The sequence below is a fragment of the Actinokineospora sp. NPDC051303 genome (assembly GCF_055586285.1).
Window position 1 is genome coordinate 1 of the sequence record NZ_JBVJIN010000059.1, and the last position, 13544, is coordinate 13544.

Annotated in this window: 15 protein-coding genes; 7 read left to right on the forward strand and 8 right to left on the reverse strand. The window is 72.5% G+C overall.

Annotation, left to right across the window (positions count from 1 at the left end; translation table 11 throughout):
- Positions 1-98: 98 nt before the first annotated feature.
- Positions 99-1568 (reverse strand): hypothetical protein, encoded by a 1470-nt coding sequence (locus ACZ6SD_RS28590; RefSeq protein ID WP_465320110.1) that lies wholly within the window; start codon positions 1566-1568, stop codon positions 99-101.
- A 248-nt stretch (positions 1569-1816) separates the two neighbouring features.
- Between ACZ6SD_RS28590 and ACZ6SD_RS28595 the strand changes: the two genes are divergently transcribed.
- The 6 genes from ACZ6SD_RS28595 (at position 1817) to ACZ6SD_RS28620 (ending at position 6343) form a co-directional block, all read left to right on the forward strand.
- Positions 1817-2245, forward strand: a complete 429-nt coding sequence (locus tag ACZ6SD_RS28595; RefSeq protein ID WP_465320111.1) for a protein-tyrosine phosphatase family protein — start codon at positions 1817-1819, stop codon at positions 2243-2245.
- 425 nt (positions 2246-2670) lie between these two features.
- Entirely contained in the window at positions 2671-3204 is a 534-nt protein-coding gene (locus tag ACZ6SD_RS28600) for an EF-hand domain-containing protein (protein ID WP_465320112.1), read from the forward strand.
- 22 nt (positions 3205-3226) lie between these two features.
- Entirely contained in the window at positions 3227-4312 is a 1086-nt protein-coding gene (locus tag ACZ6SD_RS28605) for an isocitrate/isopropylmalate family dehydrogenase (protein WP_465320113.1), read from the forward strand.
- Positions 4312-4932: a cysteine hydrolase family protein gene (locus ACZ6SD_RS28610; protein ID WP_465320114.1), complete on the forward strand. Its 621-nt coding sequence runs from the start codon at positions 4312-4314 to the stop codon at positions 4930-4932. Before ACZ6SD_RS28605 ends, ACZ6SD_RS28610 begins: the two co-directional genes overlap by 1 nt.
- Positions 4893-5819 carry a class I SAM-dependent methyltransferase gene (locus ACZ6SD_RS28615; RefSeq protein WP_465320115.1) on the forward strand — a complete coding sequence of 309 codons (927 nt, stop codon included), beginning with the start codon at positions 4893-4895 and terminating at the stop codon, positions 5817-5819. Before ACZ6SD_RS28610 ends, ACZ6SD_RS28615 begins: the two co-directional genes overlap by 40 nt.
- 158 nt (positions 5820-5977) lie before the next feature.
- Complete coding sequence (locus tag ACZ6SD_RS28620) at positions 5978-6343, forward strand: RNA-binding S4 domain-containing protein (protein ID WP_465320116.1); 366 nt, start codon at positions 5978-5980, stop codon at positions 6341-6343.
- A 16-nt stretch (positions 6344-6359) separates the two neighbouring features.
- Here ACZ6SD_RS28620 and ACZ6SD_RS28625 read toward each other — a convergent pair whose 3' ends face one another.
- The gene (locus ACZ6SD_RS28625; protein ID WP_465320117.1) at positions 6360-7082 is read right to left on the reverse strand and encodes a TetR/AcrR family transcriptional regulator; all 723 of its coding nucleotides are present in this window, start codon (positions 7080-7082) and stop codon (positions 6360-6362) included.
- Between the two features lie 88 nt (positions 7083-7170).
- Here ACZ6SD_RS28625 and ACZ6SD_RS28630 point away from each other — a divergent pair, with 88 nt between their 5' ends.
- Positions 7171-8355 (forward strand): FAD-dependent monooxygenase, encoded by a 1185-nt coding sequence (locus ACZ6SD_RS28630; protein WP_465320118.1) that lies wholly within the window; start codon positions 7171-7173, stop codon positions 8353-8355.
- Here the strand turns inward: ACZ6SD_RS28630 and ACZ6SD_RS28635 are convergent.
- The 6 genes from ACZ6SD_RS28635 to ACZ6SD_RS28660 all read right to left on the reverse strand — a co-directional run bounded on the left by ACZ6SD_RS28635 (position 8343) and on the right by ACZ6SD_RS28660 (position 13479).
- On the reverse strand, positions 8343-8540 hold the full coding sequence (locus tag ACZ6SD_RS28635; RefSeq protein ID WP_465320119.1) for a ferredoxin: 198 nt from the start codon (positions 8538-8540) through the stop codon (positions 8343-8345). The two genes, ACZ6SD_RS28630 and ACZ6SD_RS28635, sit on opposite strands and share 13 nt — an antisense overlap.
- A gap of 4 nt (positions 8541-8544) precedes the next feature.
- Positions 8545-9732, reverse strand: a complete 1188-nt coding sequence (locus ACZ6SD_RS28640; RefSeq protein WP_465320120.1) for a cytochrome P450 — start codon at positions 9730-9732, stop codon at positions 8545-8547.
- Between the two features lie 17 nt (positions 9733-9749).
- Positions 9750-10598: a DUF4097 family beta strand repeat-containing protein gene (locus ACZ6SD_RS28645; RefSeq protein WP_465320121.1), complete on the reverse strand. Its 849-nt coding sequence runs from the start codon at positions 10596-10598 to the stop codon at positions 9750-9752.
- Between the two features lie 87 nt (positions 10599-10685).
- Complete coding sequence (locus tag ACZ6SD_RS28650) at positions 10686-11195, reverse strand: hypothetical protein (protein WP_465320122.1); 510 nt, start codon at positions 11193-11195, stop codon at positions 10686-10688.
- A gap of 68 nt (positions 11196-11263) precedes the next feature.
- The gene (locus ACZ6SD_RS28655; RefSeq protein WP_465320123.1) at positions 11264-11761 is read right to left on the reverse strand and encodes a helix-turn-helix domain-containing protein; all 498 of its coding nucleotides are present in this window, start codon (positions 11759-11761) and stop codon (positions 11264-11266) included.
- 113 nt (positions 11762-11874) lie between these two features.
- Entirely contained in the window at positions 11875-13479 is a 1605-nt protein-coding gene (locus ACZ6SD_RS28660; protein WP_465320124.1) for an FAD-binding oxidoreductase, read from the reverse strand.
- Between the last annotated feature and the right edge of the window lie 65 nt (positions 13480-13544).

Genomic DNA, 13544 nt, shown 5'->3' on the forward strand with positions numbered 1-13544 from the left:
CCCCCCCCCCCCCCCCCCCCCCCCCCCCCCCCCCCCCCCCCCCCCCCCCCCCCCCCCCCCCCCCCCCCCCCCCCCCCCCCCCCCCCCCCCCCGCCTGCCTATCCGCTTTGGGCGCCGCTGGTGGCGGTGGCCTGGGAGCCCACCGCGAGCGCGCCGACCGTGCTGGTCCCGCCGGTCTGGATGACGCCTTCGTTGAGGATGGTCGTCTGGCGGTTGCGCAGATCGGTGACATCGACGCCGCGCTCGCCCAGGAACTCGATCATCGCCTCCAAGGCGCAGCGCTCCACCAGTTTCACCGACCGCTCCACGTCGTCGCGCTGGAACTGGTTGGCGTACACCCCGGACGCGACGTGCTCGGCCACCGAGAAGGCCGCGCCGAAGTCGTGCCGCAGGTTCTCGGCGGCTGACCGTTCCTCCTGGAACAGGGCGCGGGCGCAGCGGGCGCGCAGCCGCATGGACCGGACCAGGGTGAACGGCGCGGTGACCAGGGCGGCAGGCACGGCGGCGATCGCGGACAGCACCTCGGCGAACACGTCCGCTGGCTCGTCGGCCAGGGTCGCGCGGTCCTCGATCAGCAGCGCCTGCCTCGGCGGGGTGAGCACCGCGCGGTCGCACTCGGCGTAGACCATGCCGCCGCGCGCGGAGAACCGCAGGAACGTGCTGGCCACGACGAGCCCGCCCCAGCACGGCGAATGCGCGGCCAGGTAAAGGCGCGCCACGCCGTCCGGGTCCTCGGCGAGCGCGGCGATCTCGTCGGCGTCGAGGTGCTGCCTGGGCACGTCGTCCCGGCTCGGCAGCAGCAGCGGGCTCGCGCCGAGCGCGGCCCCGTCGGCGAACACCCGCTCCCCCAAGCGAAGGCCGGTGATCGGGACGTTGTCGGGCAGGACTGTGGCGCCCGTGTCGGTGACGGTGGTGGCGGCGGCGTTGTCGTCGGCGGCGGCGGCGAGCCGGGCCCGCACGTGCTCGGTCAGCTCGGCCGCAGTGAACGGCCGCACCTCGCCCCGGGGCGCGCCCGCGAGCGGGTCTTCCGCGGGCAGCACGGGCAGGGCGAACGACCAGCCGCGCAGCTCAGCGCCGAACCCCACGAACGGCCGGAATCCGCTGAACACGGTCACATTGCCCGCCTGCGCCTCCTCGATCACCGCGAGGCGGTCCTCGGTCCAGTCCTCGGCGTCGTCTGGCCTGCCGTGGTCGACGGCGAAGCGCGCCCGTCCGAAGCGCTCGAAAATCTGTCTGCGGGTGGACCGGCGGTGGGTGAACACCAGCACGCCCGCGACGAGCAGGCCGAGCGCGAGGAACCAGACGCTGCCGATCGCCAGCAGCGCCGAGGCGACCAGGGTGATCGTCAGGTCGGCCCGCTGCCTACGGCGCAGGCGCAGCGCGGTGAGGCTGTGCCGGAGCACCAGCCCCACGTCGACCCCGGGCGAGGTCGCCACCGCCGCGAGCTGGCGGCCGAGCAGCCCGAACACCACCGTCTCGGCGAAGTCCTCATCCAGGTACGCCGCGCCGCTCAGCAGCCGGGTAGTCTCACTCCCACTCGCCTGGCTCAGCCAGTCCGAGGCGGTCACCGGGTCACCTCGCCCATGCGATGGCCCCGCGCGCACTGTGCCGATGGTTTCCTCGCGAACCCGCTCATGACCAGTCCCGCCCCTCATCGTCCCGGCCCACTTCGCGCCGCCAAGCGCGAAGGACATTCGCGTTGCCACGGCCCGGACAGAACCTAGGAGCGGCCGGTCAGCGCCCGCAATCACTTCTCCTGATCATCACCCGGATGCTTTGCCGGAACCGGAAAGAGCCGAAAGGACGATTCGACCCGATGAACACCACCTGGGAACCCACCGCGGCGGGGATTCTGCGCCTGCCGTCCGGGCGCCTCGTCCGCGGGCGCGGCCTGCGGAATCCGCTTCCCGAGGGCCCGAAGCCCGAGTTCGCGCTCTACCTCCAGGGAAAGCAGCCGCCCCCGGTGGACTGGGCGAGCCACTGGGTGCGCTGGCCGGACTTCTGGCTGCCCAGCGACCGGCAGGCGTTCGCCGCCGCGCTGCGCGAGCTGCACCGGCGAGCCGAGGCCGAGCGCGTCGAAATCGCCTGCGGCGGCGGATTCGGCCGCACCGGCACCGCGCTGGCGTGCCTCGCGGTGCTCGACGGCGTGCCCAACGACCGGGCCGTCGCCTACGTGCGCGAGCACTATTCCCGGCGCGCCGTCGAGACGCCGTGGCAGAAGCGGTTCGTCGCCCGGTTCTCCTGATTGGCCCGCGCCGCGAGACGGGACCCGCGCCCGCGCGACCACCCGCACGAGGCCGCCCGGACCGCCTGTCGAGCGCGGCGATGTCATCATCGTCGTAGGCCAGTCACAAAAACGCCGCGTCTCGACCAGGTGGCGGTACCCCGAACATCGGTGTGCCTGCTAGATGTTGTGCCAAAGCGCCGACGAAAGGATTCGCCATGAACGGATACGGTGGATGCAGCTGTGGCTCCTCCTGCGCGGGTGGTTGTGGTTGCGGCTGCTGACCCGACGCGACCGGGTGGTCAGGCGGCGACTCGCCTGACCACACCACCCCGCCGCCGATTCACCCTTTCCGGTGGCCATTGATCCTTTAGGGCACGGAGTCGTCCTTTTCTGGCATAGTCACCTCAGTCCTTGAGTCTCAACTCGGCGAAAGGTGATCCGCCATGCGGAGCGAAGCGCTCGATCGAGCAACCCTCATCTTCTCCCTATTCGACGCCGACGGCTCCGGGCGGTTGACGGCGGACGATTTCGAGCTCATGGCCGAGCGGGTTGTCGACGCCGCGGCCGATTCCAGCGACGCGGCGAAGGACGCGGTGCTCGCCGCTTACCGGAAATACTGGGCCACATTGGTCGCCGAACTGGACTCGGACCGGGACCAGGAAATCAGTTTCGACGAGTTCACCGCCTGCGTCATGTCGCCGGAGCGGTTTGACGAGACCGTGGTCGAGTTCGCCGAAGCGCACGCCGCGCTCGGGGACCCGGACGGCGACGGGCTGATCGAGCGGCCCGTCTTCGTCGCGCTCATGACGGCCATCGGGTTCGACCCCGACAACATCCACACGCTCTTCGACGCCTTCGAGCCCGACGACGCGGACCGGATCACCGTGGACGCCTGGATTTCCGGCATCAAAGACTACTACCGCCCCGACACGGCGGGCATCCCGGGCGATCTCCTGGTCGGAAAGCAGCCGGTCTGATCGACATCGCCGAAGGAGCACGATGGACATTGGACTCGCTGTCGGCCGGGGAACGGGAGCGGAACTCGCGGCGGTCTTCGACCGGACGCTCGCCCGGCTCGGCGACCTGTATTCGACCGAGTTCACCGTCATCCGTTCACCCCGGGTTTATCATTCCTATTTCTCCCTCTTGGCCGAACGCGGGGCCGATCGGATTCGGCAGCTCACCCAGGAAGACGCGGAGCACTACGAGCGGTTCTGCCGGGAGCTGGCGGCGGGTGGCGTCTCGGCGGTCTTCCGAACGGCGATGAACGCGCAGTCGCTGTACCTGGTGCGGCAGCGGACGCAGGCGGTGAAAGTCGATCTCGTGCGGTCCCCGACCGGGACGCTGCTGCTGGTCCGCGACGAGGCGCAGGGCTTCTACACCGGCGAGAACACCCATTCCCCCGGCGCGGTGACCCGCACGATGACGTTCAGCAGGGAGATCACCGAGAAAGTCGTCACGTTCGCCCTGCGCCGGGCGCGGCGGCAATGGCCGGACAGGGGCGCCGACCGGATTCTGATGGCCTACAAGTTCCACCTGCTCGACGGCGCCCTCGGCGAGTGGGTCCGGGAGATCGCCGCGCGGCACGGGGTCGATATCGGACTGTTCCAGCCGGACACGGTGAACCGCAACCTGATCGAGCACGGCCTCGCGCCCCGCACGGTGATCATCGGCGGCAACGAGTGGGCCGACGTCATGCACCCGGTCCTGCTCGACCGGTTCGCCGCCGACCGGCAGGAGAACCGCTTCACCGAGAACGTCCACCTGCGCCAGGACGTCGAACGGCTGACCGAGTACCAGACCGTGCACGGGTCCGCCGACGACCTGGCGGGCAAGAACCTGGTCAACCCGGTGGCGACCGTGCGGGCCGCCGCGGCCATCGCGGAGCGGCACGCGGGCTGCGCGGGCGCGGAGCAGGCGATGGAACGCGCCCTCGACGCCCTCAAGGCCCAGGGCGTGCGCACCCGGGACCTCGGCGGCGGGCATGGCACGACCGAGGTGGTGGACGCGCTCCTTGACGCGCTCGCCCGGGAAACCGCGGGGCCTGCACGTGACCAGGCCGCGTCCACGCTGGTGGCCGACTAGTGCCCGCCGCCGAGCGGGCCGCGCTGGTCGTCATCGACGCGCAGAACGACTTCTGCACGAGCACGGCATTGGACGCGGTGGCCGCCAACGCAGCCCGCGCCGTCGACCGGGCCCGCGCCGACGGCACGGAGGTCGTGTTCGTCCGGTTCGCGGGCGACCTCGAACACCAGGGGCCGAGTTGGCGCGACCGGGACCGCGCGCTGCGCAAGCGGCCGAAATGCCTGGCGGGCTCGTGGGGCGCGGAGTTCCGCCACGTGTCGCCCGCGCCGGGCGAGCCCGTCTTCACCAAGCAGGCGTGCTTCGACGCCTTCCTCAGCGCGGGATTCGAGCGGCACCTGAGCGAGCACGGCATCACCCGGCTCGTCTTCGCGGGCCTCTACACCGATGTCTGCGTCGACTCCACCGCGCGCACGGCGTTCCAGAAGGGCTACCACGTGACCGTGCTGGCCGACTGCACCGCGGGCCTGCACCTCCCGGACGCGGAGATCCTGCGGTTCATGGCGGTACTGTACGGGGCCCGGATCACCACACTCGACCAACCGGACCCGTGGTCGGCGCGGCCCGAGGGACAGGAGAACGGGTGGGCCACGGCACCGGAGTCGAGGCGGGCGTCGGCCTGACCGCCCTCATGGTCGCCGCGGCGCGCGCGATCGAGACCCACCGGCCCGACGCCCTGGCACGCGACGAGTACGCGGAGCTTTTCGTCCGCGCCGCGCGGGCCAGCGCGGACTGGCCGGTGCGGCCCGCGGACGTCCCGGGCGGGGACGCCGACCCGCTGTGGGGGCGGCTGGGCCGCTACTTCGGGCTGCGCACGCGCGTCTTCGACGACTTCCTGCTCCGGTCCGCCCGCGCGGGCGCCCACCAGGTCGTCCTGCTCGGCGCCGGACTCGACGCGCGGCCGTTCCGGCTGGACTGGCCCTCGAACTGCGTCGTCTACGAGATCGACCAGGCGGATGTCCTGGAGTTCAAGCACAAGGTGCTCGCCGCCCAGGGCGCCTGGTCCGCCGTGCCGTGCCGCTCGATCGCGGCCGATCTGCGCGCGGACTGGGCGGACGCGCTGATTGACGCCGGTTTCGACCCCACCGCGCCAAGCGCCTGGCTCGCCGAGGGCCTGCTGCTCTACCTGCCCGACGCCGCCGAACGGCGGCTCATCGACACCGTCGACCGGCTGGCCGCGGGCGGAAGCTCCCTGGCGTTCGAGGTCAAGCTCTGGCGGGAGTCCCGGAAAGTGCGCGCCAGCCCGGTCTACGCCAGCGCCAAGCGGCGGATCGGCGTCGACCTGCTCGCGCTGTTCGACGGGGATCCGCGCCCCGACTCCACCGGCGAGCTAACCGCGCGCGGCTGGTCCACCGCGAGCCACTCGCCGTTCGACTTCACCCGCCTGCACGGCCGGGGCCCGCGCCCGGAACCCGACGACGCGCTGGCGAGCAACCGGTGGGTGTTCGCGGCCAAGGCGTGTCCGCAAAGCCGCATGGGCAGGGTGGGCAGGTCGGTCATCCCTCGATAGGTCAGGGCGTTCGGGGATGGTCGCGGTGATTCCGCGTCGCCATGGGTGACGGCGGATCGCCCGGGAGCGGTAGCCCTTGTCGCTGGCGCCTGCCGAGGCCGGGTCAAGGCCCCCGGCCGGTGGGCGCGGCGGGCGGGGACGGGCCATGATGGAGCGCTGTGGAGTCCACCCGTGTGGACCGCTGGCTGTGGGCGGTCCGGCTGACCAAGACCCGACCGGACGCCGCGGCGGCCTGCCGGGGCGGGCATGTGCGCGTCAACGACCGTCCGGCCAAGCCCGCGACGACGGTCTCCCCCGGCGACGAGGTGCGCGCCCGGGTCGGCGACACGACCCGGGTGGTCGAGGTGGTGCGGGTGATCCAGAAACGGGTCGGCGCCGCCGACGCCACGGCGTGCTTCATCGACCGCACGCCCGCCCCGCCGCCGGAGGCCGCCGTCCCCGTCGCCCGCCGCGACCGGGGCGCGGGTCGCCCGACCAAGCGCGAACGCCGAGTTCTCGACCAGTTCCGCGCGGGCAAGCTGTGAGCCGGGCGCGACCAGGTCAGGGAGTGCTCGGCTCCGCGCCGCCCCGGTGGGCGATGAGCAGGGCCACGCCGTCGAGGATGCGGGCCAGGCCGAAGTCGAGGGCTTGATCGCGGGCGCCGTGCTCGGCGGCCGCGGCCATGGCCGCGGTCAGCGCGGGGAAGCGGTCCGCGCGGCCCCGCAGCAGGGCCGTGATCGGCGCGGCCATGGTCCGCTCCGGGTCGCCGCCCGCCGCTGAGCCCTGGTGGGCGATGGTGCGGACGTGTCCGGCGAGGGTGGCGGCGACGTCGAGGGTTTCGGCTCCGGTCAGGCCGGTGTCCGCGAGGGCGGCGACCGCCTGTTCCAGCCAGTCGAGTTCGTGGGGGCCGATGGGCCGGGGCCCGACGGTCGCCTCCAGCGCCCAGGGGTGCGCCCAGAACCGGTCGAACATCCGCCGGGCCCACTCGTCCAGCCTGGGTCGCCAGCCGCCGGGCACGGCGGCCAGGCGGGGGGCCGCGCCGATGCCGATGTCGACCATGAGGGCGACCAGGTCGTCCTTGCCGGGCACGTAGCGGTACAGCGCCATCTTGGTCACGCCCAAGGCGTCGGCGACGTGCCGCATGGTCACCGCGGCCAGCCCCTCCGCGTCGGCGATGGCGATTCCGGCGCGGGCGATGGCATCGACCGTCATGGTCGGCCGCGGCCCGCGCCTGGGCTCGGGCCGCGGGTCCCACAGCAGCCTGAGCACGTCCGAGTCCGCCACCAATGCCCCTGTCTCTTGCCGCGGGCGATTAACTGTGTCTACAGTACACTGTATCCATCGGACACAGTTTCACTCTGGGGCAGAAACCATGACCACACCTCCACTGCGCGGCGTCCGCGTCCTCGTCTCCGGGGCGGGCGTCGCCGGGCCCGCTCTCGCCTGCGAACTGGCGCGCCACGGCGCCGACACCACCGTGGTCGAGACCGCGCCCGCGCTGCGCACCAGCGGCTTCGACGTCGACTTCCGCGGCCCGACGCAGTTGGGCGTGCTGGCCAAGCTGGGCGTGCTCGACGCCCTGCGCGCCCGCCAGACCCACGGCGGAGCCATGATCTGGGTGGACGAGCACGGCCGCGAGATTTTCCGGCTGCCCGCCGACTTCGCGGGCGGAGACATCGAGGTGCGCCGCCGCGACCTGTCCCGGGTGCTCTACGACCACGCCGCCGACCGGGTCGAGTACCGCTTCGGCGACCGCGTCACCGGGCTGACCGAGACCGCGGACGGGGTGCTGGTCGAGTTCGCCCACGGCCCCGAGCGCGCCGTGGACCTGGTCGTCGGCGCGGACGGGCTGCGGTCCGGGGTGCGCGGCCTCGCCTTCGGCCCGGCGGCGCGGTTCGTGCGGCACCTGGGCTACTTCGTGGCGGGGTGGGACCTGCCCAACGACCTGGGCGTCGGCCCCACCCCGCTGGCGCACAACGTGCCCGGTCGGCTGGTCAGCGTCGGCGCGGACCGGCGGGATCCCCAGCGCGCCAAGGCTTTCGTCGTCTTCGCCGCCCCTCATCTCGACGCCTGGGACGACGTCGAGCACCAGAAGAAGCTCATCGCCGACGCCCTGGGTGGCATGCGCTGGCACGTCCCGCACCTGCTCGGCTCCCTGCGCGACGCGTCGGAGGTGTACTTCGACTCGATCAGCCGGGTCGCCGTGCCGCGCTGGTCCACCGGCCGGGTCGCGCTGCTCGGCGACGCCGCCTGGGGCGTCACCCTGGGCGGCATGGGCGTGGGGACCGGAATCGTGGGCGCCCACGTCCTCGCCGGTGAGCTCGCCGCCGCCCCGAACGACCACCGGGCGGCGCTGACCGCCTACGAGACCCGAATGCGCGGTTACGCCGCGAAGTGGCAGCGCGGCGCCAATCCTGGCCAGTTCCTCGCCCCGTCCACCGCCACCCGCCTGCGGATTCGCGATGCCCTGCTGAGCAGGCGACTGGTCCAGCGGATGCTGGTCGCGGGCACGGCGTCCCTGGCGACCGAGCCCGCGCTCCCCGACTACGCGGCCTGATCAGGGACGGTGATCGCCCCGGCCGGGCACAGCTGGGCGGCCCGCCGGGCGGCCGCGTGATGGGCGGGTCCGGCGTCGAGCAGCAGGACCCGGCCGTCGTCGGGGTCTTGGTCGAAGGTCTCCGGGGCGGTCAGCACGCACATGCCCGCCCCGACACAGCGTTCGCGGTCCACGCTCGGTCGCATCGGGCTACCCCCGATCCCAGGTGACCGGGAGCCGGTCCACGCCATGGACGTTCGAGCGGGGATCGCGCACCGGGATCTCCTCGGGCGGCACGGCCAGCCGCAGCGTCGGGAACCGGGTGAACAGCGCCGGGAACGCGACCCGCATCTCCACGCGGGCGAGTTGCTGCCCGAGGCACTGGTGGACGCCGTGGCCGAAGGCGAGGTGCCCGCCCGCCTGCCTGCGCAGATCGAGCGTGTCGGGGTCGGGGAACTTCTCCGGGTCCCGGTTGGCGGCCTGGATGGACACGGTCACCGTCTCGCCCGCCTTGATCAGGCGCCCGCCTAGCTCGACGTCCGCGAGCGCGGCGCGCACGCCGGTGTGGGCGATGCTCAGGTAGCGCAGCAGTTCCTCCACCGCCTGCTCGGTGAGGTCCGGGTCCGCCCGCCAGCGGGCGAGTTGATCGGGCTGGCGCAGCAGGGCGTAAGCGCCGAGGGCGAGCATGTTGGCGGTGGTGTCGAGCCCCGCGGCCAGCAGGAACGCGCCGACCCCGGCGAGTTCGTCGTCGGTGAGGTCGGTGGTGGTCAGGTCGCTGAGCAGGTCGTCGGTGGGGGCGGCGCGCTTGGCCAGGACCAGGTCGCGCACGTACTCCTGTAGCGCGGTGTAGGCGGCGAACGCGTCGACGGTCTCGTCCAGGCCGCTGATCGCCCGGGTGTGGCGCTGGAACGTCTCCCGGTCGGCGTAGGGCACGCCGAGCAGTTCGCAGATCACCAGCGCGGGCACGGGATGCGCGTACGCCCGCACCAAATCCACCACCGGGCCGTCGCGGTCCATGGCGTCGAGGTGCTCGGCGGTGATCTCCTCGACGCGCGCGCCCAGCAGGCGCATCCGGCGGACGGTGAACTTGCCCGCGAGCAGCCTGCGGTAGCGGGTGTGCTCGGGCGGGTCCATGCCGGTCAGGTCGCCGGTCGGCGCGGGCGGCATCGCCGTCACGTCCGACCCGGGCACCGGGTAGTGCATGAGCTCGTACCGGGAGCTGAACCGGGGATCGGCGGCGACCGCGCGGGCCATGGCGTGCCCGGTCACCAGCCAGCCCACGTGCCCGTCCGGATAGTCCAGCCTGGCGAGCGGCTCCTTGTCCCGGATGCGGGCCAGGTCGTCGGGCGGGTCGAAGGGACAGCCAGGGGGACGTTCGAGGGGAAGTTCTCGCGACATGGTCTCTCCAGAGGAAGTCAGGAACGGCGGATCGTGATGTCGCCGAACGAGGTGTGCGCGCGCACCTCGACGGTCTCGTCCGCCCCTTCGGGACCGGCGGCGGAGTCATCCAGCGAGTTGCGCACCCGCCCGTGCCCGGTGTTCAGGTCGAGCCAGGCCGCGGTGCCCTCGGCGACGCCGAGGTCGAGGTCGCCCGTCCCGGTCTTGAGCACCACCGCGCCGCAGACCACCTCGCCGACCCGGATGCCGCCGTTGGAGGTCTTGAGGTCGGCGCCCACGATGGCCCGGTCGATGGAGATGTCGCCGTTGGCCGAGCGCGCCCGCACCTCGCCGGTGGCCGTGCCGATCTCGGTGTGGCCGTTGGAGTTCTTGGCGACCACCGGCCCGTCGACCGCGCCGAGGCGAATGCGGCCGGTGCCGGTGGTGGCCTCGACGCCGCCGTCGGCGTGGTCGACGGTGACGTTGCCCGCCCCGGTGGTCACCCGCGCGGAGCGGGCCCGGTCGAGCTGGATGTGCCCGGCGGAGGTCTTGAGCTCGCACTCCCCCAGCGCGCCGACGCAGTGGAAGTCCGCCATCGTCGCGTCGCCGTGCACCCCCGAGCCGGTGGGCAGTTCGATGGTCACCGCCACCGACCTGCTCTTGCGGGAGAAGTCGAGCATCGGCGCTTTCGGCGTCTTCACCAGCAGCGCGCCGTTGGCGAACTCGACGGTGGTCCGCCGCGCCGCCTGCACGTCGGAGTCGTCGGACTCGTCGCTCGGGCGCACCTCGACCACGGTGTCGGTCCGGTCGCCCGCGGTGATCCGCACGTCGGCGACGACGAGGTCGAGTGTGACGGAAATGGGGTCCGGGGTGTCGAAAACAGGCATGGCTGTCCCCTCAGAGTAATTCGGATGACAATTCCGAAGATGAATGAAAAAGGCGTCTCCGCAGGTGGGAGACGTGTGGTGGAACGGTTAGCGCGCCCAGCCGGTGAAGCGCTGCGGGCCCCGTTTGCCGGGTCGCTCCGGGGCTTGGTCGCCGCCGGGCCGCCGCAGTGCCGCCGAGGCGACTCGGACCAGCCAGGCGTTGGCCGACCGGCCTTCCCGACCCGCGGCCTCTTCGATCGCGGCCTTGAGCTGTTCGGGCAGGCGCAGGTTGATGCGCGCGGTGGCGCCTTCCTCGGCGCCGCCGAGGTCGGGCGCCGCGGCGGTCTCGACCGGGTCCGCCACCGACTGGTCGGCGGGCGGGGGCGTCACGGCGAAGTCCGGGTCCCGCCCGCGCAGGCGGATCTCGACCGAGCCGGGCGCCAGGTCGCGGGTGATCTCGTCCGCGGCGGCGGACAGCGCGTCCAGCAGCGCGAGCCGGATCGCCGAGTCCAGCGACGCGCCCAGCCGCTCGGTCAGCACCCGGGGGTCGTCACCACCGGTCTCGACCAGCGTCACGAGCTCGCGGCCGAGTCGGTCCACATACGGCGTCAAATCCATGGCACCACAATGGCACACACTTGGCACCGCCGCAAGCCATTATGATGCCAAGTTGGCACCAGCGCGGCTCAGTTCCGCTTGGCGCGGCGCTTCGCGGCGCGTTCCGGCTCGCTGACGACCGTGGCGTCGCGGTAGGGCTCGGCGGTCGTGGACGAGGAGCCGGGCGGCCGTTCCCGGAAGCTGTGGACGAGAGCGATGATGAGATTGCGCTGGTGGTCGTCCATCAGGTGGTAGAGATTCCCGAACTCGGCGGCCGAGACGGTCGGCCTGCCCGCGCGGGACGGGTCATAAGTGCTCGGGTCGTCCGGATCGACACCGGCCAATTCCATGACCTCCCGGGGGTCGAGGCCGACCGCCTGCGCCACTTTGGTGAGGGTTTCCGGCGTGGAGCCGAGGGCGTTCTTGTCCCAGCGGGAGCCGCGTTCGAGGAGCTGCCACAGTGTGGGCGAGACGCCCGCCAGGACGGCCGCCTTGTTGATGCTGAGATCCATGCGCTTGCGGGCAGCCGCCAACAGCGCCCGAAGCGGCCATTCTTCGTCTGGGAGCGGCGGTTGTTTGCCGGTCATGCCCAGATGATTCACCACTCGCACCGAAATCGGGGCGCAACACCGCCACAACTGAATTGTCGGCGATTGTTGTTAGGTTGTTGGCGGCGTTTGTAGTCACTCCTGTAGGCGCGTCACGGCTTTGTGACCGACAAGGGGTGGTGGAAGACGTCGCGCGGGTCATAGGCGGCCTTGACCCGCTGGAGGCGCGGATAGTTCTCCTTGTAGTACAGGGCGGGCCAGGCGACGCCGGAGCGGTTCCACTCCGGGTCGAGCGCGTCGACGTCCGGGTAGTTGATGTAGCAGCCGTCGTCGACCTCGTTGGGCACGGGCATGCCGCCGGTCTCGGCGTAGACGGACCGGTAGACCTCGCGCGCCCACCCGACCGCGGCCGAGTCCTGGGCGGGCTCGGTCGAGAAGCCGAGGTAGAGCACCTTGAGGATGGAGTCGCGCTGGGGCAGCGCGGTGGCGTCCGGCGCGACGGTGTTCACCTTGCCGCCGTAGGAAAGCAACTCGACCGCGCCGAGCACGCTCTGGTCGTAGGTGGTCAGGTGGTGGTGGATGGCGTCGATCTGCCGGTCGGTGAAGCAGCGGCGCAGGTAGGCGGCCTTCTGCTTGTACCGGCTGTCGTCGGAGACCTGCGCCTGGATGCTCCGGTTCGTCGCGGCGAACCACGGCATGGTCGTCACCGGCCCCGGCGTCGCTGGCGCGGGCACACCTTCGGCGAGCGCGTCGAGATAGTCGCGCAGCAGCCGCTCGCCGCCCGCCACGCGGGCCGACACGGTGACCCCGCCAAGGCTCTTGGGCGGGAGGAACAGCGCGCTGAACAGACTGGCGTAGGCCGAATCCGGCGCGCTGTTGCGCTCGTGCCACTCGCCGTGGTTGCGCACGAGCCGCCGGAACGACTCGGCGGTGAGGTCGGACCACGCCCAGGTGAGCGAGCCGGTGGTCAGCGTCGCGGGCGGCTTGGGCAGCAGCGCGCCCGGGTCGTCGCCGGTGGCGTCCGGGGAGCGCATCCAGTATTTGGTGACGACGCCGAAGTTGCCGCCCCCGCCGCCGGTGTGCGCCCACCAGAGCTCCCGGTGCGGGTCGTCGGGCTCGCGGGTCGCGACCACCGCGCGGGCCCGGCCGTCCCGGCCGACCACGACGACCTCCACCGCGTACAGGTGGTCCACTGTGGACCCGAACATCCGCGACATCGGCCCGTAGCCGCCGCCCTGGATGTGCCCGCCCGCGCCGACCGTGCCGCATTCGCCGCCGGGAATCGTGACGTCCCAACCGAAGTAGAGCCGCCGGTAGACCTCCTGCAGGGTGGCCCCCGGCTCGATCACGAAGGCGCGGCGGCCCGGGTCGTAGTAGACCGCGCGCAGTTCGCCCAGGTCGAGCACCACGTCCACCGCCGGGTCGCCGACGAAGTTCTCCTGGCAGTGCCCGCCGCTGCGGACCGTGATCCGCTTCCCCGCCCGCACGGCGTCGCCCACCGCCCGCACGACCTGCTCGGTGGACCCGACCACCTGGAAGTACTCCGGCCGCGCCTCGAACCGGTGGTTGACACCCCGCCGCGCGAGGTCGGCATACCGCGGGTCACCGGCCCCAATCACCGTCGACCCCACCGACGGCCATCCCTTGCCGCCCACCGGGTCCGCCCCCGCCACCCTCGGCGCCACCACGGCCAGCCCACCCGCCGCCGCGGCCCCGCCCAGCAGCCGCCGCCGCGAAACCCCAGACATGTCCCCCATCAAGCCACTCCCCTTCGACCCCCGCCGCGCCCGCCGCGACGCCCCGACCGTAGCGACGCGTGGTC